Below are 19,802 nucleotides of genomic sequence, written 5' to 3'. Positions count from 1 at the left end.
TGCTCCGTCAGACTTTCGTCCATTGCGGAAGATTCCCTACTGCTGCCTCCCGTAGGAGTCTGGGCCGTGTCTCAGTCCCAGTGTGGCCGATCACCCTCTCAGGTCGGCTACGCATCGTTGCCTTGGTGAGCCGTTACCCCACCAACTAGCTAATGCGCCGCGGGCCCATCTGTAAGTGACAGCCGAAACCGTCTTTCCGCCTTCCTCCATGCGGAGGAAGGAACCATCCGGTATTAGCCCCGGTTTCCCGGAGTTATCCCGATCTTACAGGCAGGTTGCCCACGTGTTACTCACCCGTCCGCCGCTGAATCAGGGGAGCAAGCTCCCCGTCATCCGCTCGACTTGCATGTATTAGGCACGCCGCCAGCGTTCGTCCTGAGCCAGGATCAAACTCTCCATAAGAGAGTATGAGTAAGCTCATACTTTAAAGCTGGCATATCTTGTGATATGTCCGATATCATTTGTTCCGTTTCCCCGACGGGTCGGGTTCCGGGAACTCATTTCATCAGCGTTTTGCTGTTCAGTTTTCAAGGTTCATTGTGCTCGCCGCAAAGTTTCATTTCCCTTAACGAGAGCTTAACTATCATATCATTGCCACTTCAGAAAGTCAACATAAAATGTGAATTTATTTTTGTGGACTGTGTTTCAAGCGACAACTTCTCTACTATACTCGCTTACCGTAGAAAACGCAACCCCTAATAAACAAAAAAACGGAAGAACAGTTCAAAACCGTTCTCCCGCTGTATATCAGTTTTCATCATCCTGTTCGGATCCGAAGTCTTCTCCGTCTTCCTCGATAGAAGGGAATTCTCCCTCCACTGCGGATTCCGGTTCCAGCTTTTCGGGATCGTCGAACTGTTCCCCGAGGACATCTTCCATCTCTCCGTCCGGAAGATCTTCCTCCTCTTCTTTTTCCACTTTAGCGACCGTCGCCACATATTCACCTTCACCAAGACGGATAAGACGCACACCCTGCGTGATCCGGCCGATGACCGAGATGTCTGCGACGTCCATCCGGATCAGGATCCCGTGGATCGTGATGATCATGATGTCTTCTGTACCGTCGATCGACTTCATGGAGACGAGCGGGCCGTTCCTGTCGGTCACCTGGACCGTCTTCAGCCCATATCCTCCGCGTGACTGTGTCCGATATTCATGTTCAGGTGTTCGTTTTCCGAAGCCCTGCTCAGTGACGACCAGGATCTCCTGGCCGTCCTCGACAACATCCATGCCGACAACATAGTCGCCGTCGCGCAGATGGATGCCGCGCACGCCGGTTGCCGTCCGCCCCATCGGTCGCAGGTCATCTTCCAGGAACCGGATCAGCATGCCGCCGCGGGTGCCGATGACCACATCTTTCGTGCCATCGGTGACCTTTACCTGGACAAGCTCGTCGTCCTCGCGGAGCGAAAGGGCGATGAGACCGTTTGAACGGATGTTGGCAAAGTGCGTCACCGGTGTCCGCTTGGCCACCCCCTGCTTGGTCGTGAAGACCAGGTAGGCCTCTTCGTCATACTCGTCCACGCGCAGCATCGTGGTGACACTTTCGCCTTTATCAAGACCGAGCACGTTGATGATCGGGAGACCTTTCGCCGTCCGGCTGAATTCAGGAATCTCATAGCCTTTCAGCCGGTACACTTTACCGGTGTTTGTAAAGAACAGAATCCGGTCATGGGTGGATGTGTAGAGCAGATGCTCGACAAAGTCATCCTCGTTCGTGCCCATGCCCTGGACGCCGCGCCCTCCACGCCGCTGGCTGCGGTACGTGCTTGCCGGCAGCCGCTTGATGTAGCCGCGGTGCGTGAGTGTGATGACGGAGTTCTCGACAGGGATCAGGTCCTCGTCCTCGATCATCTCCGAGCCGCCTGCGGTGATTTCCGATCGGCGTGCATCCGTGAACCGTTCCTTCACGTCGGCAAGTTCCTCTTTGATGATTTCGAGAAGCTTCTGCTCGTCTGCCAGGATCGCACGGAGTTCAGCGATCAGAAGGAGCAGTTCCTTGTACTCTTCCTCGATCTTGTCGCGCTCGAGGCCGGTGAGGCGCTGGAGACGCATGTCGAGGATCGCCTGGGACTGCCGCTCCGAGAGGCTGAACCGTTCCATGAGCGCATTCTTTGCCTCTTCCGTCGTCTTCGAAGCGCGGATCAGCGCGATGATTTCGTCGATGTGGTCAAGTGCAATGCGCAGGCCTTCGAGAATATGCGCGCGGTCTTCCGCCTTGTTCAGCTCAAACCGCGTCCGCCGCGTGACGACTACTTTTTGGTGCTCCAGATAATGGAACAGCATCTCTTTGAGACTGAGCACCTTTGGCTGGCCGTCCACCAGCGCCAGCATATTGATGCCGAAGCTTGTCTGGAGCGCAGTGTGCTTGTAGAGGTTGTTGACGATTACGTTTGCATTCGCGTCGCGGCGGACTTCCATGACGATGCGCATGCCCCGGCGGTCAGACTCGTCGCGAAGATCGGTGATGCCCTCGATCCGTTTTTCGCGCACGAGTTCAGCGATTTTCTCGATGAGCCGTGCCTTGTTCACCTGGTAAGGAAGTTCATGGACCAGAATCGTTTCCTTGCCGTTCGCCGCGGTCTCAATTTCTACCTTACCGCGGGTCAGGATGGAGCCCCGGCCTGTTTCATAGGCGCGGCGGATGCCGCTCCGGCCGAGAATGAGACCTCCGGTCGGGAAGTCGGGTCCCGGAATGATCTCCATGAGCTCCTCTGTCGTGATGTCCGGATTGTCCGCGAGCGCGAGCACCGCGTTGATCGCTTCCCCGAGGTTATGCGGCGGGATGTTTGTCGCCATCCCGACCGCAATCCCGGAGGAGCCGTTCACCAACAGGTTCGGAAAACGGCTTGGGAGCACAATCGGCTCTTTTTCCTGTCCGTCGTAGTTCGCCTGGTAGTCAATCGTATCCTTGTTGATGTCGCGCAGAAGCTCTGCGGCAATCTTCGACATACGTGATTCCGTGTACCGCATCGCGGCTGCGGAGTCTCCGTCTACCGATCCGAAGTTCCCGTGGCCGTCGACGAGCATATACCGGTAGTTGAAATCCTGCGCCATCCGCACCATCGTGTCGTATACTGCGCTGTCACCGTGAGGGTGGTACTTACCTATGACGTCCCCAACGATGCGGGCAGACTTCTTATACGGTTTGTCCGCGGTGTTGCCGAGGTCCTGCATGGCATACAAAATCCGGCGGTGGACCGGCTTGAGCCCGTCACGGACGTCCGGCAGCGCACGAGACACGATGACACTCATCGCGTAGTCAAGGAACGAGGTTTTCATCTCCGTACTTATATTGATGCGTTGGACGCCACGGTCCGGCGTGTCTGCCATGGTCTTTGACCCCTTTCAAGTAAAGCCTTATATATCAAGATTTTTGACGTAAACTGCGTTTTCTTCGATGAATTGGCGGCGCGGGGCGACTTCGTCACCCATCAGCTGCTCGAAAATGGCATCGGCATCGAGTGCGTCCTCGAGCCTGACTTGGAGAAGTGTGCGGTACTCGGGATCCATCGTCGTGTCCCACAGTTGCTCCGCGTCCATCTCCCCGAGACCTTTGTACCGCTGGATGACCGGTTTCGGCACCTGCGGCAGGCGGCCGAGAATTTCCTGCAGCTCGTCGTCCGTATAGCAATATTCGATATGTTTGCCCTGCTTGACCTGATAAAGCGGTGGCTGGGCAATGTAGACGTAACCCGCTTCGATGAGCGGCCGCATAAAGCGGTAGAAGAATGTCAACAGCAGCGTCCTGATATGGGCGCCGTCGACATCCGCATCCGTCATGATGACGACTTTATGATAGCGGGCCTTGGACAGGTCAAAATTGTCGGCGATTCCCGTGCCGAGAGCCGTGATCATCGCACGGATCTCCGCATTGGAAAGGATCCGGTTGATGTTGGCTTTTTCGACGTTCAAGATCTTGCCCCGCAGCGGGAGAATTGCCTGGAAGTGTCGGTCACGGCCGTTTTTTGCCGAGCCGCCCGCCGAGTCCCCCTCAACGATATACAGTTCACTGATCGCCGGGTCGCGGGACGAACAGTCGGACAGTTTGCCCGGAAGATTCGATATTTCAAGAACCGACTTCCGTCGAGTGAGTTCCCGTGCTTTTTTCGCAGCAACGCGTGCACGCGCAGCCATAAGTCCCTTCTCGACAATCATTCGGGCACCGGTCGGGTTCTCCATGAGGAAACGATCAAGTCCCTCAGAGAAAAGCGAGCCGACAATCTGGCTTACCTCAGAGTTTCCGAGCTTCGTCTTTGTCTGTCCTTCAAACTGCGGATCCGGATGCTTGACGGAGATGATGGCCGTCAGCCCTTCCCGGGCATCGTCTCCGGACAGGTTCGCATCATTGTCCTTCAGAAGGCCGTTTTTTCGTGCATAGTCGTTGATGACCCGTGTAAGCGCCGTCTTGAAGCCTGATTCGTGCGTACCGCCTTCATAGGTATTGATATTGTTCGCGAACGAAAAGATGTTCGACGCGTAACCTGCGTTATATTGCATGGCGACTTCGACGGAAATGCCGTCCTTCTCGCCTTCGATGAAAATCGGCTCTTCGTGGATCGGCTCTTTGTCTTCGTTGATGTGCTGGACATAGGATTTGATGCCGCCTTCGTAGTGATAGGCGTCAGATCGCACTTCTTCCCCGCGTTCATCACTGAGCGTAATGCGAATTCCGCGGTTCAGATAGGCGAGCTCCTGGAGCCGGTGAGCCAGGATGTCGTATTCATAGACAGTGGTTTCCGTGAAGATTTCCGGATCGGCCTTGAAGCGCACCTGCGTCCCGGTCGCTTCCGCTTCCCCTATGACCCGCAGCTCCTCTTCGACCAGCCCGCGTTCGAACGCGATGAAATAGAGCTGGCCGTCACGGGACACAGTCACTTCCGTCCGCTCCGACAGTGCGTTCACGACGGATGCTCCGACACCATGAAGTCCGCCGGACACCTTGTATCCGCCGCCGCCGAACTTGCCCCCGGCATGCAGGACGGTCATGATGACCTCGACCGCCGGACGGCCCGTCTTTTCTTGGATGCCGACCGGCATACCGCGGCCATTGTCTGTTACGCGGATCCAGTTGTCCTTCTCAATAGCCACCTCGATATGGTCACAGTATCCCGCCAGTGCCTCGTCAATCGAGTTGTCGACGATTTCCCAGACAAGATGGTGCAGACCCTTTGAACTGGTCGAGCCGATATACATGCCGGGACGCTTGCGGACTGCCTCCAGCCCTTCGAGGACCTGTATCTGATCCGCCCCGTAATCATTGTTGCGAAGGTTCTCTTCTTCCATCGCCAATTCCGTTCACCTGCCCTTTCATGCCAAAACATGATGCAACGATTTCCTGTATGCGTGAAAACCCGCGGAGGGATGACCCTGCCGCGTGTTCAGTCGTCTTGATTCTCGTGTTCCGCCGTGCCGGCGGTTACCCGGTACAGATCCGCTTTACGGATCGTCTCATGCGTGATGCCGTCCACGTTCGTTGTCGTGACCAGTGTCTGCACCTGGCCCTGGATCGTATTCAGCAGATGCGACTGCCGGTAGTCGTCCAGTTCGGACAGCACATCGTCCAGAAGAAGCACCGGCGATTCGCCCGTTTCCTGCCGCAAAAGCTCGATTTCCGCTAGCTTCAGGGACAGGGCAGCCGTCCTCTGCTGGCCCTGCGACCCGTATACCTGGACATTGTGTCCGTTCACGAAAAACGTCAGATCGTCCCGGTGCGGGCCGGCGAGCGTGACACCCCGGTCAAGCTCACGCTGCCGCAGACCATCCAGCCGCTCCCTCAGACGGGCGGACATCTCTTCCGCCGACTGGTCAGACTCGATGTCTTTCAGCGTTTCGTACGTGATCACGAGCTCTTCAAGACCCCGGGAAATCCCCTTGTGGATCGGCTCTGCCCATTTCTGGAGCATCTCCGCAAATTCGAAGCGTTTCCGGATAATGCGGATTGCCAGGTCGACATACTGGTCTGTATAGACATCGAACATGACATCTGTGAGCCCATTCCTGCCCTGGTTGGCTTTCAGGATGGCATTGCGCTGGCGCATCACCTTATGGAACTGAAGCAGGTCATGCAGGTAAACCCTGGACACCTGGCCGATTTCCATATCCAGAAAACGGCGCCGCACCTGCGGGCTGCCCTTGATGAGGTGCAGATCCTCAGGCGCGAACATGACGACATTCAGCTGCCCGATGTAATCGCTCAGCCTCTGCTGTTCCAAATGATTGACCTTGGCTTTCTTGCCTTTTTTGGAGAGCGTCAGCTCGAGTGGCAGAACGCCGTATTTCCGCTGGACCGCTCCTTCTATTTTACCATAATCCGCGCCCCAGCGTATTAATTCACGATCATTGGACGTACGGTGTGATTTTGCCATGGCAAGCACGTAGATCGCTTCCATGACATTGGTTTTACCTTGCGCATTTTCGCCGATCAGCACATTGATGTTCGGTGAAAATGACAGGTCCAGTGATTCATAGTTCCGATAGTTCTTCAGCTTGAGTTGCTCGATATGCATCAGCTTTCACCCGGAGCCGGCCCTGAAACACGGAACCTGCCCGTTCCGGGGATATTGAGGACATCCCCGTCACGCAGTTTCCGGCCGCGCCGGTTCTCCGGTTCGCCGTTCACATAAACGGCGTGTTCGGACAGGAACCATTTCGCCATGCCCCCTGAGGAGATGGTGTTGGTCATTTTCAGCGCCTGTCCGAGTGTGATGAATTCCGCATCGATCGCAAGTCGTTCCACGGTCGACACCGCCCTTCGTCCAATATTGGTCCTTCCCCCTATTTTATCGCTTTCCGGCGATAAACAAAAGGAACAGCCATTCGGGCTGTCCCTTTCTTAGCGATTGTTTCCAAAATCAGTATGTGCGGACCGGAAGGATCAGTTGCAGCAGCGTGTCGTCCTCGGCCGACTTCAGGATAAACGGCCGCATCGCTCCGGTGAACCGGATGACAATATCCTGTCCTTCGATCGCCCGGAGTGCATCCATCATATATTTGGCACTAAAGGAAATCTTTAACTCTTCCCCTTCAACGGAAGCAGTTTCGACCTGCTCTTCGACTTTCCCGATTTCAGGGGAATTTGAGGAGAGTTCGACGATATTGCTGCCGTCTGCCGTAAAGCGGACAACATTGTTCCTCTCTTCTCGTGCAAGCAGGGAGGCGCGGTCGATCGACTGGAGAAGGGTCTTGCCGTTCACATGAATGTCAGTCTTGTACTCAGAAGGGATCAGGCGGCTCGTGTCCGGATAATTCCCCTCCAGAAGACGCGAGTAAAACAGGACATGTCCCGCACGGAACAGCACCTGCTTGTTGCTCATCGTAATGCCGACTGGCTCATTGGAATCTCCAAGGATCTTGTTGAGTTCCTGAAGGCTTTTGCCCGGAATGACGACACTGTAGTCATCTTCGGGTGTGTTCTCAAGCCGGGTCTTGCGGCGGGCCAGGCGGTGGCTGTCCGTTGCAACGCAGACAAGTTCCCCCTCCTGTACCTGCCAGTGGACTCCGGTCAGGATCGGACGGGACTCGGATGCGGACACGGCAAACACCGTTTCCCGGATGATCGACTTCAGAAGATCCGCTGGGATGGCGAAATGCCGATCGTCATCAATCTCCGGCAGCTGCGGATAGTCCTCTGCATCGGAGCCGATCAGATGGAATTCGGATTTCCCGGACCGGATATGCGTCTGCAGATGACCGCTCACTTCAATTTCGATGTCGTTTGTCGGAAGCTTCCTGACAATCTCGTTAAAGTACTTGGCCTGCAGCACGATCGAACCGCTTTGGGAAGTGCGGATCAGCTGCTCTCCGTTTTCCTCTGCCGGGATGAATGTCTGGATCGTAATATCCGAGTCGCTTCCTGTCAGGTGAAGCCCTTCTTCGTCCACGTCCAATTTGATCCCAGTCAAAATCGGAATTGCGGCTTTTGAGCTGACAGCTTTCATGACGTCACTCAGGCCGTCGAGAAGCCGGTCCCTCGCAATCTCAAATTTCATCTCGATACCTCGCTTATATATTTAATTTAAAAGTAAAAAGATAGATAGTAATAGTAGTAGGGGCTGTGGATAAGTTGATAAGTGCCTTTTGATCAATCGTCCCATACTTATCTACATGTGCATAACCTGTTGGCAGGAATGATCGCATCAAAGGGGGTTATCCACATCAGTTTTTGCCGAGTGCGGCCCGGATTTCCTTGATGTCCTGCTGGAGATTCTGGTCTTCCTTGAGCATTTTCGAGATTTTCTCGTGCGCATGGATGACGGTCGAGTGATCGCGGCCGCCAAACTCGTCTCCGATCTTCGGCAGAGAGAACTCGGTCATTTCCCGGGAAAGGTACATGGCGACCTGTCTGGGGAAAGCGATCGATTTTGTCCGTTTTTTCGCGGCGAAATCCTCGAGACGGATGCTGAAGTGCTCTCCGACGGCTTTCTGGATGTCGAGGATCGTGACCTGGCGGGGCCGCGCATTCGGGATGATATCCTTTAGCGCTTCTTCGGCCAATTTCGGTGTGATGTCCTCATTGACAAGCGACGAATACGCCACAACGCGGATGAGGGCACCTTCAAGTTCCCGAATGTTGGTATCGATCTGGTTCGCGATGTACATCATGACTTCATTGGACACATCAACAAGCCCGTCGGCCTTCGCTTTCTTGCGGAGGATGGCAATCCGGGTTTCGAGGTCGGGCGGCGTGATGTCTGTGATCAGTCCCCATTCAAAGCGCGATCGGAGCCGGTCCTCGAGTGTTGGAATCTCTTTTGGAGGACGGTCACTGGAGATGACAATCTGCTTCGAAGATTCATGCAGTGTATTGAAGGTATGGAAAAACTCTTCCTGGGTCTGTTCTTTTCCCGCGATAAACTGAATATCATCAATCAGCAGCACGTCAACGTTCCGGTATTTGTCCCGGAATTCGACAGCTTCGTTATCACGGATCGAGTTGATGAACTCATTCGTGAATTTCTCCGAGGAAAGATACACGACTTTTGCATCCGGCTTGTGCTCGCGCACATAATGGCCGATTGCATGCATCAGGTGGGTCTTGCCCAATCCTACGCCCCCATAAATGAAAAGAGGGTTGTAAGCCTTGGCAGGTGCTTCCGCAACAGCGAGGGAAGCGGCGTGGGCGAACCGGTTGCCTGAACCGATGACGAACGTATCGAACGTGTACTTCGGGTTGAGCATGCCGTCCGACTGATCGACATGGCGCCCGTTTTTCGGTTTGGGTGCGGGCTTCGGCATGTCGAACGCGTCTTCCTTGGCGTCTTCGGGCACGGTAAAACGGATATGTACGTCTTCGCCGGTAAGTTCGCTCATGATGCCGGCGATCAGCTGGATATAGTGGTTCTCCAGCCAGTCCCGTGTGAACGAATTGGGCGCGCCGATGATGATGGTGTCGTTCCGGTAATCGATCATGCGGGTCGATTTCAGCCACGTGTCGAAGCTTGGCTTGGAGATCCGCTGTTCGACTCTGGCAAGCACCTGATTCCATAAATCATCGAACTGTTCCAACACAAAACCTCCTTTTCTTTTTATTTGTTTGTCGAATCGTGAACCCTATTAGAAGGATTTGCGAACAAATCCACAAGCTGTGGACAAGCACTATTAAAAAATGCGGAAAAAATTATCCACAACCTATCAACAATTGTGGATAATGTTTAGCCGGGTATTTTCCGCGGAAAAGTTATGCTCCAACATCGTAACAGAAAAACCCGGCACTGACAACCGCTTGCGGCACTTATCCACACGCCCGTTTCCTGTGCACAAATCCTTTATCCACAGGGTATTGGGTTGTGCGAAACATGTCGATAAGCGTTGTGAATAACTTTTTTCGTGTCGAATGGTGCACACAGCCCATCCTGAGCAACCGTGGATAACTTGGCGGACAGCTGAAAAGCCTGTATGCAGCGATCCCGCTCTGGGGATGAAATAAACGGTTGACATGTTTTGTGGGGTCTTATATAATATGCAAGACTGTCTGATGTTTAAACGGCAACGATTAGGAGGTGCCTTGACTATGAAACGTACGTATCAACCAAATAAACGCAAGCACAGCAAAGTACACGGATTCCGCGCGCGCATGAAGACAAAGAGCGGCCGCCGCATTCTGGCTGCACGTCGCCGCCGGGGAAGAAAAGTACTTTCCGCATAAGTCCACTGATCACTTCAGTGGTCTTTTTTTTCGTTTAGGGGCAGCTGTGAAGGATATGAATAGGTAAGGCGTTGCGCCGATCCCTTCCTTATAAGGTAGAAAGTAATCAAGAAGCAGGTGGATCCAACCATGAACAAACACCAGCGGGTAAAGAAGAATAAGGACTTCCAGCGGGTTTTCAAGCACGGAAAGTCGTTCGCGAACCGTCAGTTCGTCATCTATTCGGTCAGAACAGAGGGGCAGGAAGAGTTCAGAATCGGAATCTCCGTCTCGAAAAAGATCGGAAATGCGGTCACGCGAAACCGGATCAAGCGTTATGTCCGCCAGGCGGTGCACGAACTTAAAGATGAACTCCGCCAGGACAGGGACTACATCATCATCGCCCGCAGTCAGGCGGCATCCATTGACTTCCATGACACGAAGAAGAGCCTGATCCATATTATGAGGATCGCCAGGGTGCTCAGAAAGAAGTAGAATGCACCGCTCCCGCATGGTACGATGGTGGGAAAGGCGGTTTTGCCGCCGGCGGAAAAGAATGAACGTCTGGGGGAAAGGTTTTGAAGAAGAAGTTGTGGCTGGTTCTCATGGTCGCATTCCTGGCCGCGTTCCTCGCGGGTTGTACGGAATTCAATGAGCCGATCTATGAGGACAGCGAAGGTTTCTGGAATAAGTTTGTTGTCTGGCCGCTTGTCTCGCTTATCACGATGTTCAAGAGTCTGCTTGGCACATATGGCCTTGCGATCATCGCGGTCACGATCCTGATCCGTCTCGTCATCCTGCCGCTTATGATCAAGCAGGTGCAGAGCTCTAAACGGATGCAGGAAATCCAGCCGGAGATCAAGGCTCTCCAGGCAAAATATCCGTCAAAAGACGCGGTTACACAGAAGAAATATCAGGAGGAGTTCCAGCAGCTCCTCAAGACACGGAATGTCAATCCGGCAGCAGGCTGCCTGCCTGTCCTTGTCCAGATGCCGATCCTGATCGGTTTCTACCACGCGATCAGCCGGATGAACAACACGCCTGAAATCGCTCTCGGTGACATCTTCGGCGTCCATCTTGCCGAACCGAGCATCATTCTGGCGTTTATCGCTGCAGCAGCGCAGTTCGTAGTGCTCCGCACGGGACCTGCAATGGACAATCCGCAGATGAAGGCAATGATGTACTTCATGCCGGTCATGATCTTCGCGTTCGGTACGTTCCTGCCGTCCGCGCTCACGCTCTACTGGATCATCGGTAACATCATTTCGTTCATTACGAATATCTTCATGTACAAGCCGTTCAAGAAAAAAGAGGAACCGGCAGTTGTAGCCGCTCCTAATACAGGGAAGCGTCCTGCACAGCAGAAGCCGGCGGGCTCCCGTCCCGCGGCTCAGCCGAAAGCGAACAAAAAGGGCGGCAAATCAGGAGGGAAGAAAAAATGATTCAGACGGTCGCGACGGGCACCACGGTCGATGAGGCAGTCTCGAACGCACTGGCCAAACTCGGCCTGACCCGTGATCAGGTGAAAATCGAGATCATTGATGAAGGCAAAAAAGGGTTTCTTGGATTCGGTGCGCGCGAAGCTTCGGTGCGCGTCACGGCCGAAGTGGTCGGGACCGAGCCGGAGGCCGCATCCGTTGCGGCCAAGGTTGAACCGGCGGAGGAACCAGAAGTAGAACCGGCAGTTCCAATGGAGCCGCTCACTTCCCGAGACCCTGATCAGCTGGGCGGCACCGCCCAGCCGGATAATCCTGCAGAACCGGATCCCGTACCTCTTGAAAAGGAGCCGGAAGAAGAAAAGGGTCCGGCCGCACCGGTGGTTCCTGTGGAACCGCTTGAGCCGGTCCTGCCGGAAGAATCCGAAAAAGACCGGGAGCGCAACCTTGACGAGGCGATCGGCCTGACAGCCGGTTATCTGAAATCGGTCGTGCGGGAGATGGGTGCGGAGGATGCGGAAGTGTTCCACATGCTGGACGGCAAGAACCTTGAGTTCCGGCTTGAAAGCGAAAAGGCCGCGATGCTGATCGGCAAGCGCGGCCAGACCCTGAACGCGCTCCAGCAGCTTGTCCAGGTGGTCGCCAACAACTACGCCAAACAGTTTCTCGTCGTTTCGGTTGATGTAGGTGACTACCGCGCCAAACGGGCGGAAACGCTGAAGACGCTGGCCGACCGGAAAGCCGACCAGGCCGTCCGCACCGGATCGCGCGTCGCGCTTGAGGCGATGCCTGCTTCCGAGCGGAAAATCATCCATCATGCCCTTTCGGAGCGGTTTGATGTTGACACTCATTCCGAAGGCAAGGAACCGCACCGCCATATCGTGATTGAACCGCATAAGTAAACAGAGCCGGACAGCATCCCATGCTGTCCGGTATTTTTTGCGTCCGACGGCAGAATGGCCGGGATACCCTGTTGCACAACAGCCGGCTGCCGATAGTGTCTGAAATCGGTGGCCGCCATCCTGCAAGGGATCCGGCCGGGGATTTTTTCCTTTCGATCCCGCCACTTTTCCATGTGGAGTGTTTGTGGTACTATATTATGTTAGATAACCATGCCTGCATGCGGATTATCCACATGTGGATAACAATATAGAAAGGGGTGGCCGGAATGGAATTTGATACAATTGCGGCGATATCCACACCTATGGGCGAGGGCGCAATCGCCATCGTCCGGCTGAGCGGGGATGAAGCGGTCGGTATTACCGACCGCCTGTTCCGTTCGCCTTCCGGCAAGACGCTGGCCGAATCGGCATCGCATACGATCCATTACGGCCATCTCGTCGACCCGGAGACTGGGAAAACGGCAGAAGAAGTGATGGTGTCCATGATGAAGGCACCAAAAACCTATACACGGGAAGATGTCATCGAGATCAACTGCCACGGGGGCCTTGTTTCGGTGAATCGCGTTCTGGAACTGGTCCTCCGGAGCGGCGCGCGTCTTGCCGAACCCGGCGAGTTTACGAAGCGCGCTTTCCTTAACGGCAGGATCGACCTGTCCCAGGCGGAAGGGGTCATGGACCTGATCCGCTCCAAGACCGACCGCGCGATGGATGTTGCACTGGGGCAGATGGATGGCCGGCTGTCCCGGCTTATCGGGGATCTTCGCCAGGCGCTGATTGAGACGCTTGCACAGGTGGAAGTGAACATTGACTATCCGGAATATGACGATGTAGAGGAAATGACGCTTCCCGTCCTGATCGAGAAGTGCACGTGGGTCCGCTCAGAGATTGACGGGCTTATCCGCACATCCGGCCAGGGCAAGATTCTCCGGGAAGGGCTGTCGACGGCGATCATCGGCCGACCGAATGTCGGCAAGTCATCCCTTCTCAACAGTCTCCTCCAGGAAAACAAGGCGATCGTCACCGATATTGCAGGCACGACTCGCGATATCATTGAAGAATACGTCAATGTGCGCGGGGTTCCGCTGAAGCTGGTCGACACGGCCGGCATCCGGGAAACCGAGGACATCGTGGAGCGGATCGGCGTAGAGCGTTCACGCAAGGTGCTGAAGGAAGCAGACCTGATCCTCCTCGTGCTGAACAGTTCGGAGGAACTGAGCGAAGAGGATAGCCGCCTGTTCGAGGCGGTCCGCGGCATGGACGTCATCGTCGTCGCAAACAAGACCGACCTTCCGCGCAAATTGGATATTGATGAGGTCCGCAGCCAGACGGGCAATGCGCCTGTCGTCACGACCTCCCTTCTTAAAGATGAAGGGGTCGATGAGCTGGAAGAGGCCATCGCCTCGATGTTCTTTGAGGGCCGGACAGGATCCCAGGACATGACGTATGTTTCGAATGCCCGCCACGTGGCGCTGCTCCACCAGGCCCGCCGTTCCGTTGATGATGCCCTTTCGGCGGCGGAGGCAGGGGTACCGGTTGATATGGTCCAGATCGATGTGACCCGTGCATGGGAAATCCTCGGGGAAATCGTCGGGGATACCGTGCAGGAAAGCCTCATCAATGAGTTGTTCTCGCAGTTCTGTCTAGGGAAGTAAATGCCGGTTTGGTGCCGGCTTCATATATTCAGATATTAGGAAGGATGAACGAACATGCCACAATTTGAAGCAGGCAAGTTCGATGTAATCGTCATCGGAGCGGGCCACGCGGGCGTCGAAGCCGGCCTGGCCGCAGCGAAAATGGGTGCATCGACCCTCATGCTCACGATGAACCTCGATATGATCGCGTTCATGCCGTGCAATCCGTCGATCGGCGGCCCGGCGAAAGGGATCGTCGTCCGCGAAATCGACGCGCTCGGCGGCGCGATGGGGAAAGTCATTGATAAAACGCATATCCAGATGCGCATGCTGAACACAGGAAAAGGGCCGGCGGTGCGGGCACTCCGCGCGCAGGCCGACAAAGTGCTCTATCAGCAGGAAATGAAGAGCATGCTTGAGGAACAGGAGAATCTTCACCTCCATCAGGGCATTGTCGAGGAACTGATCGTCGAAGATAATGAAGTGAAGGGTGTCATCACACAGGTCGGCGCCGTTTACCGCGCCGAAACCGTCGTCGTCACGACGGGGACATTCCTTCGCGGAGAGATCATCATCGGCGACCTGAAATACTCCAGCGGACCGAACCACCAGCAGCCGTCGATTCGCCTTGCGGAAAACCTCGAGGAACTCGGATTTGAGACTGTCCGCTTTAAAACAGGGACACCTCCTCGTGTGAACAGCCGCACGATCGACTACAGCAAGACGGAAATCCAGCCGGGTGATGAAGAACCCCGGGCGTTCAGCTACGAGACGTCCGAGTTCATCACCGACCAGCTGCCATGCTGGCTGACCTATACGACCGGGGAAACACACGAAATCATCAACGACAATCTGAACCTGTCGCCGATGTACTCCGGCATGATCAAAGGCAAGGGCCCGCGCTACTGCCCGTCGATCGAAGACAAGATCGTCCGGTTCAGCGACAAGCCGCGGCACCAGATCTTCCTTGAGCCGGAAGGCCGCAATACACGTGAAGTGTATGTACAGGGACTGTCCACCAGCCTGCCGGAGCACATCCAGCGCCGGTTGCTTGAAACGATCCCGGGTCTGGAAAAGGCCGAAATGATGCGAGCCGGCTACGCCATCGAATACGATGCGATCGTGCCGACACAGCTTTGGCCGACACTTGAAACAAAGCGGATCCGCGGCCTCTACACCGCCGGCCAGATCAACGGCACGTCGGGCTATGAAGAAGCCGCTGCACAGGGCATCATGGCCGGCATCAATGCGGCTGCACGGATGCTTGGCCGCGAGGAAGTCATCCTGAGCCGCTCCGATGCCTACATCGGCGTCCTGATCGACGACCTCGTGACCAAAGGCACGAGCGAGCCCTACCGCCTCCTCACTTCGCGTGCGGAATATCGCCTGCTGCTGCGCCACGACAACGCTGACCTCCGCCTGACGGAAATCGGCTATAAAATCGGGCTGCAGAGCGAGGAGCGTTATGCTCTGTTTATCGAGAAAAAGCGAATGATCGAAGACGAGATCAAACGTCTTGGCCGCACTGTCCTGAAACCGGACGACGCTCTCCAGGAAGCCATCCGTGAAACCGGCGGCACCGAACTCAAGGAAGCGATCCACGCTTCTGACCTGCTGCGCCGACCGGAAGTCCACTATGGCCTGATCGAAGCCGCCGCTCCGTCGGATGTGGAATTGCCGGAAGAGGTCAAGGAACAGGTCGAGATCCAGGTTAAATATGAGGGCTACATCAACAAGTCGATGCAGCAGGTGGAACGCCTCAAGAAGATGGAGGACAAGAAAATCCCTGAAGCCATCGACTACGATGCCATCCAGGGCATTGCCTCCGAAGCGTGCCACAACCTCAAGGAGGTCCGACCGCTCTCAATCGCGCAGGCTTCCCGGATTTCGGGCGTCAACCCGGCAGACATCTCCATCCTGCTCGTTTATATTGAACAGGGAAGGATTGCGAAAGTATCCGGTTAAACACCAATAGGCCGATGTGAACAAGATTCGCATCGGCCTGTTTTATGGAAGGGGAACCGTCTCAATGAATGAAGAACAATTTGTGCAGGAACTTGAAAAGCGCGGAATCATGCTGAGCGATCAGCAGATTGCCCAGTTCCGACGCTACTATGAACTGCTCGTTGAATGGAACGAAAAAATGAACCTGACGGCCATTACGGACCGGGAGCAGGTGTATCTGAAGCATTTTTATGATTCGGTGAGCGCCGCATTCCAAGCCCCGTTCGACGGTGCACTGACTGTCTGTGACGTTGGAGCGGGAGCAGGCTTCCCGAGCATTCCGCTCAAGATCTGCTTCCCGGAACTGCATGTGACGATCATCGACTCCCTCAACAAGCGGATCACGTTCCTTGATGAACTCGGAAAAGAACTTGGTCTCGACCATGTCCGTTTCGTCCATGCGCGTGCAGAGGAAGCCGGCCGCAATCCGGACTTCCGGGAAGCGTTCGACGTCGTGACCGCCCGCGCGGTCGCACGCCTTCCGGTACTTGCCGAGCTTTGCCTCCCGCTTGTAAAGGAAGGCGGCCGGTTCATCTCTATGAAGGCGGCGGCTGCCGGCGAGGAGATGCGGGAAGCGGAATACGCCGTGAAACTTCTCGGCGGCCGCCTGAAGGAATCCCATTCATTCCTCCTGCCGGTCGAAGACAGCGAGCGCAATATCTTTGTCATTGAGAAAGTCGCCCGCACGCCGAAAAAATATCCTCGGAAACCGGGTACCCCGGGCAAACTTCCGCTTGTTAAGTAAAGAAATTTGAGATGGACTCATGCTTAGGTGATGATTGAAACGAAAACTATTCTTAATTGATGGCTGATTGAAGCGAAAGGCCCGAGACACCTGCGGGAAAAGCGTTAGCCGAAGACCCCACAGAGCGTAGCTCGAGGAGGCTGAGGCAACGCCCGCGGTAAGCGAAGGGCCTGTAGCGGAAATCAGCCTCTTTTTTATAAAATTTTACAAACTCCTGTTCCACGTGGAACATTTTTTTTATATTCTTACATTTGAACACTCCGGGAAGGAATTTCCGGTCCCGCATCGAATTGTCTTGTAGTAGGATGTCCATAAGGGGGTGCCCGTTTTGAAAAGCACTTTCTCGCGCTTTTTCGGGAACAGCGATAAAGATGAATTATTTGAAGCGAGCGGGGCGGAACGTTCCGAGGATGTAATCAAGGTCCGCCTGGCCGATATCATACCTAACCGATTCCAGCCAAGAACGATCTTTGATGAAGAGAAGATCGATGAATTGGCGAGGACCATCAATATCCACGGCGTCATCCAGCCGATCGTCGTCCGTCCGATCGAGGACGGCAAGTTCGAAATCATCGCAGGTGAACGCCGATACCGGGCGATGAAAAAGCTGAAGTGGACAGAAGTCCCTGCAATCATCCGGGACATGGACGACAAAGAGACCGCTTCTGTTGCCCTTATCGAGAACCTGCAGCGGGAAGAACTGACGGCGATCGAAGAGGCCATGGCATATGACAAGTTGCTGAAACTCCACTCCCTCACACAGGAAGCGCTTGCGCAGCGGCTCGGAAAGGGGCAGTCCACGGTAGCCAACAAGCTCCGTCTCCTAAAGCTTCCCGAACCGATCAGAAGGGGCATCCTTGACCGTGAGATATCCGAACGGCACGCCCGCTCACTGATACCTCTGAAGGAAGAAGAACTGCAAATTCAGGTGTTTGAAGAAATCAGGGAGCATCAATATAATGTCAAACAGCTCGAAGCAAGGATCCAGGAGATCCTGAATCCCCCGGAAGAAGAGCCGGCACCCGAGCAGAAACCAAAAAAGCGGCGCAAGGCAGTCAGCAAGGACGTCCGCATCGCGCTTAATACGATCCGGCAGTCCCTCTCCCTCGTCAACCAGAGCGGCATCCGGCTGCAGACGGAAGAAGAAGACGAGGAAGAGTTCTACAAGATCACAGTCCGGATCCCGAAACAGAAGTAACCGTCTCTTGCCTTTTTGGCAAGAGTTTTTTCTGTCGGCCGAAAGACCGATAGGCGGAAATTTGGTAGAATGTAAGAAACGGCCCGCTCCGTGCGGGCAAAGTCAATACCGCAACGAAGCAGTTGGAAAGCAGGTGCATTGTGGGAAGAATCATATCGATCGCCAATCAGAAGGGCGGAGTCGGCAAAACGACGACCTCCGTCAATCTGAGCGCTTGCCTCGCACATCTGGGCAAGAAGGTGCTGCTCATCGACACGGACCCCCAGGGGAACGCGACGAGCGGGGTCGGCATCAACAAAGGCGATGTCCAGAACTGCATATACGATGTCCTGATCGATGACGCCGATGTCCGGAGTGCGGTCATGCCGACGAAAGTGGAGGGGCTTAGCGTCATTCCGGCCACCATCGCACTTGCCGGCGCGGAGATTGAGCTTGTCTCCACGATATCTCGTGAAGTGCGTCTCAAGCATGCGCTGGATGAGCTGAAGGATGATTATGATTACATCATCATCGACTGCCCGCCTTCCCTCGGATTGCTGACGCTGAATGCGCTCACCGCATCTGACGGCCTCATCATCCCGGTCCAGTGCGAATACTACGCACTCGAAGGTCTGAGCCAGCTTCTTTCGACCATCCGGCTTGTGCAGAAGCACCTCAATCAGGACCTGATGATCGACGGCGTTCTCCTGACGATGTTCGACGCGCGTACCAACCTCGGCATCCAGGTCATCGAGGAAGTGAAAAAATACTTCCAGGACAAGGTGTACCATACGGTCATTGCGCGCAATGTCCGGCTGAGTGAGGCACCGAGCCACGGTGAACCGATCATTGTCTACGATCCGCGGTCACGCGGAGCGGAAGTTTATCTAGAATTGGCGAAGGAAGTGATCCGCAATGGCGAAGGGGCTAGGTAAGGGGCTGAATGCACTCTTTCCCGGAGAGTCGCTGAAACAGTCCGAACAAGTGGAACTGATCGACCTGAAACTTCTGAAGCCAAACCCGTACCAGCCAAGGAAGGTGTTCGAGGAGGAAAGTCTCAAAGAACTGACCGAATCCATCCGCGAACATGGTGTTCTCCAGCCGATCATCGTCCGGAAAAAAGGCCGGAAGTATGAAATCGTTGTCGGCGAAAGGAGATTCCGGGCTTCCGGGGAGGCAGGACTAGAATCCGTGCCCGCAGTAGTGCGCGATATGACCGACCAGCAGATGATGGAACTGGCGATTCTGGAGAATCTTCAGCGAGAAGATCTGAACCCGGTCGAAGAGGCGGAAGCCTACAAGCAGCTAATGGACACGCTCGGCCTGACACAGGAGCAGCTGGCCTTCCGCCTTGGTAAGAGCCGTCCTCATATCGCGAACCATCTGCGCCTCCTATCTCTTCCGGAACAGGTCCGTTCCATGCTTTCGGATGGCCGGTTGTCGATGGGACACGGCCGCGCGCTGCTCGGATTAAAGAAAAAAACGCAAATAGAGCCTGTTGCCCAAAAAACAGCCGCTGACAATCTGAATGTCCGACAGCTCGAAGCGCTTGTCCAGCGGATGAACGAAGATGTTCCACGTGAAACAAAGAAAGAAAAGAAAGACATCTTCATCACCGAAAAAGAAACGGAGCTCCGTGACTTCTTCGGTACGAGTGTCAATATCAGGAAGACGAAAAATCGGGGGAAAATCGAGATCGAGTTTTTCTCTGATGATGACCTCGAACGGATTCTCGAGCTCCTTGATCAGCAGTGATAACAACCTGCCCTTTTTCTGCAGAG

The 19,802-nt window shown here is 54.9% G+C and carries 16 protein-coding genes and 1 rRNA gene; 10 read left to right on the top strand and 7 right to left on the bottom strand.

The features are described 5' to 3' along the window. The 7 genes from DZC51_RS08015 to dnaA all read right to left on the bottom strand — a co-directional run. Positions 1-402 (bottom strand): 16S ribosomal RNA (locus DZC51_RS08015); the annotation flags it as partial. 345 nt (positions 403-747) lie between these two features. Continuing rightward, positions 748-3,333 carry a DNA gyrase subunit A gene (gene gyrA, locus DZC51_RS08010; RefSeq protein ID WP_157294851.1) on the bottom strand — a complete coding sequence of 862 codons (2,586 nt, stop codon included), beginning with the start codon at positions 3,331-3,333 and terminating at the stop codon, positions 748-750. A gap of 27 nt (positions 3,334-3,360) precedes the next feature. After that, positions 3,361-5,286, bottom strand: a complete 1,926-nt coding sequence (gene gyrB, locus DZC51_RS08005) for a DNA topoisomerase (ATP-hydrolyzing) subunit B (protein WP_157294866.1) — start codon at positions 5,284-5,286, stop codon at positions 3,361-3,363. A gap of 95 nt (positions 5,287-5,381) precedes the next feature. Next, positions 5,382-6,509 (bottom strand): DNA replication/repair protein RecF, encoded by a 1,128-nt coding sequence (gene recF / locus DZC51_RS08000; RefSeq protein ID WP_157294850.1) that lies wholly within the window; start codon positions 6,507-6,509, stop codon positions 5,382-5,384. Then, positions 6,509-6,739 (bottom strand): S4 domain-containing protein YaaA, encoded by a 231-nt coding sequence (gene yaaA / locus DZC51_RS07995; protein WP_157294849.1) that lies wholly within the window; start codon positions 6,737-6,739, stop codon positions 6,509-6,511. Before yaaA ends, recF begins: the two co-directional genes overlap by 1 nt. Before the next feature lie 115 nt (positions 6,740-6,854). After that, positions 6,855-7,991, bottom strand: coding sequence for a DNA polymerase III subunit beta (dnaN, locus tag DZC51_RS07990; protein WP_157294848.1), 1,137 nt, complete (start codon positions 7,989-7,991; stop codon positions 6,855-6,857). 166 nt (positions 7,992-8,157) lie between these two features. Beyond that, entirely contained in the window at positions 8,158-9,507 is a 1,350-nt protein-coding gene (gene dnaA, locus DZC51_RS07985) for a chromosomal replication initiator protein DnaA (protein WP_157294847.1), read from the bottom strand. A gap of 505 nt (positions 9,508-10,012) precedes the next feature. Between dnaA and rpmH the strand changes: the two genes are divergently transcribed. From rpmH to DZC51_RS07930, 10 genes are all read left to right on the top strand, one after another. Next, on the top strand, positions 10,013-10,147 hold the full coding sequence (gene rpmH / locus DZC51_RS07980) for a 50S ribosomal protein L34 (RefSeq protein WP_081607183.1): 135 nt from the start codon (positions 10,013-10,015) through the stop codon (positions 10,145-10,147). Positions 10,148-10,276: 129 nt separating this feature from the next. Beyond that, positions 10,277-10,621, top strand: coding sequence for a ribonuclease P protein component (gene rnpA / locus DZC51_RS07975; protein WP_157294846.1), 345 nt, complete (start codon positions 10,277-10,279; stop codon positions 10,619-10,621). A gap of 83 nt (positions 10,622-10,704) precedes the next feature. Next, positions 10,705-11,568 (top strand): membrane protein insertase YidC, encoded by an 864-nt coding sequence (yidC, locus tag DZC51_RS07970; protein WP_157294845.1) that lies wholly within the window; start codon positions 10,705-10,707, stop codon positions 11,566-11,568. Beyond that, positions 11,565-12,464 (top strand): RNA-binding cell elongation regulator Jag/EloR, encoded by a 900-nt coding sequence (jag, locus tag DZC51_RS07960; RefSeq protein WP_232524088.1) that lies wholly within the window; start codon positions 11,565-11,567, stop codon positions 12,462-12,464. Before yidC ends, jag begins: the two co-directional genes overlap by 4 nt. 266 nt (positions 12,465-12,730) lie before the next feature. Further along, positions 12,731-14,116, top strand: a complete 1,386-nt coding sequence (gene mnmE, locus DZC51_RS07955; RefSeq protein ID WP_157294844.1) for a tRNA uridine-5-carboxymethylaminomethyl(34) synthesis GTPase MnmE — start codon at positions 12,731-12,733, stop codon at positions 14,114-14,116. Positions 14,117-14,170: 54 nt separating this feature from the next. After that, positions 14,171-16,060 carry a tRNA uridine-5-carboxymethylaminomethyl(34) synthesis enzyme MnmG gene (gene mnmG, locus DZC51_RS07950; RefSeq protein WP_157294843.1) on the top strand — a complete coding sequence of 630 codons (1,890 nt, stop codon included), beginning with the start codon at positions 14,171-14,173 and terminating at the stop codon, positions 16,058-16,060. Positions 16,061-16,124: 64 nt separating this feature from the next. Beyond that, entirely contained in the window at positions 16,125-16,844 is a 720-nt protein-coding gene (gene rsmG / locus DZC51_RS07945) for a 16S rRNA (guanine(527)-N(7))-methyltransferase RsmG (RefSeq protein WP_157294842.1), read from the top strand. Between the two features lie 328 nt (positions 16,845-17,172). Beyond that, entirely contained in the window at positions 17,173-18,042 is an 870-nt protein-coding gene (noc, locus tag DZC51_RS07940; protein ID WP_157294841.1) for a nucleoid occlusion protein, read from the top strand. Between the two features lie 140 nt (positions 18,043-18,182). Next, entirely contained in the window at positions 18,183-18,956 is a 774-nt protein-coding gene (locus DZC51_RS07935; protein ID WP_157294840.1) for a ParA family protein, read from the top strand. Next, complete coding sequence (locus DZC51_RS07930; protein WP_157294839.1) at positions 18,937-19,776, top strand: ParB/RepB/Spo0J family partition protein; 840 nt, start codon at positions 18,937-18,939, stop codon at positions 19,774-19,776. Before DZC51_RS07935 ends, DZC51_RS07930 begins: the two co-directional genes overlap by 20 nt. The last annotated feature ends 26 nt before the right edge of the window (positions 19,777-19,802 follow it).

The organism is Bhargavaea sp. CC-171006 (assembly GCF_009761675.1).
GTDB classification, from domain to species: domain Bacteria; phylum Bacillota; class Bacilli; order Bacillales_A; family Planococcaceae; genus Bhargavaea; species Bhargavaea changchunensis.
Note: the sequence above shows the minus strand (reverse complement) of the source record. Positions and strands in the feature narration are given on the sequence as shown.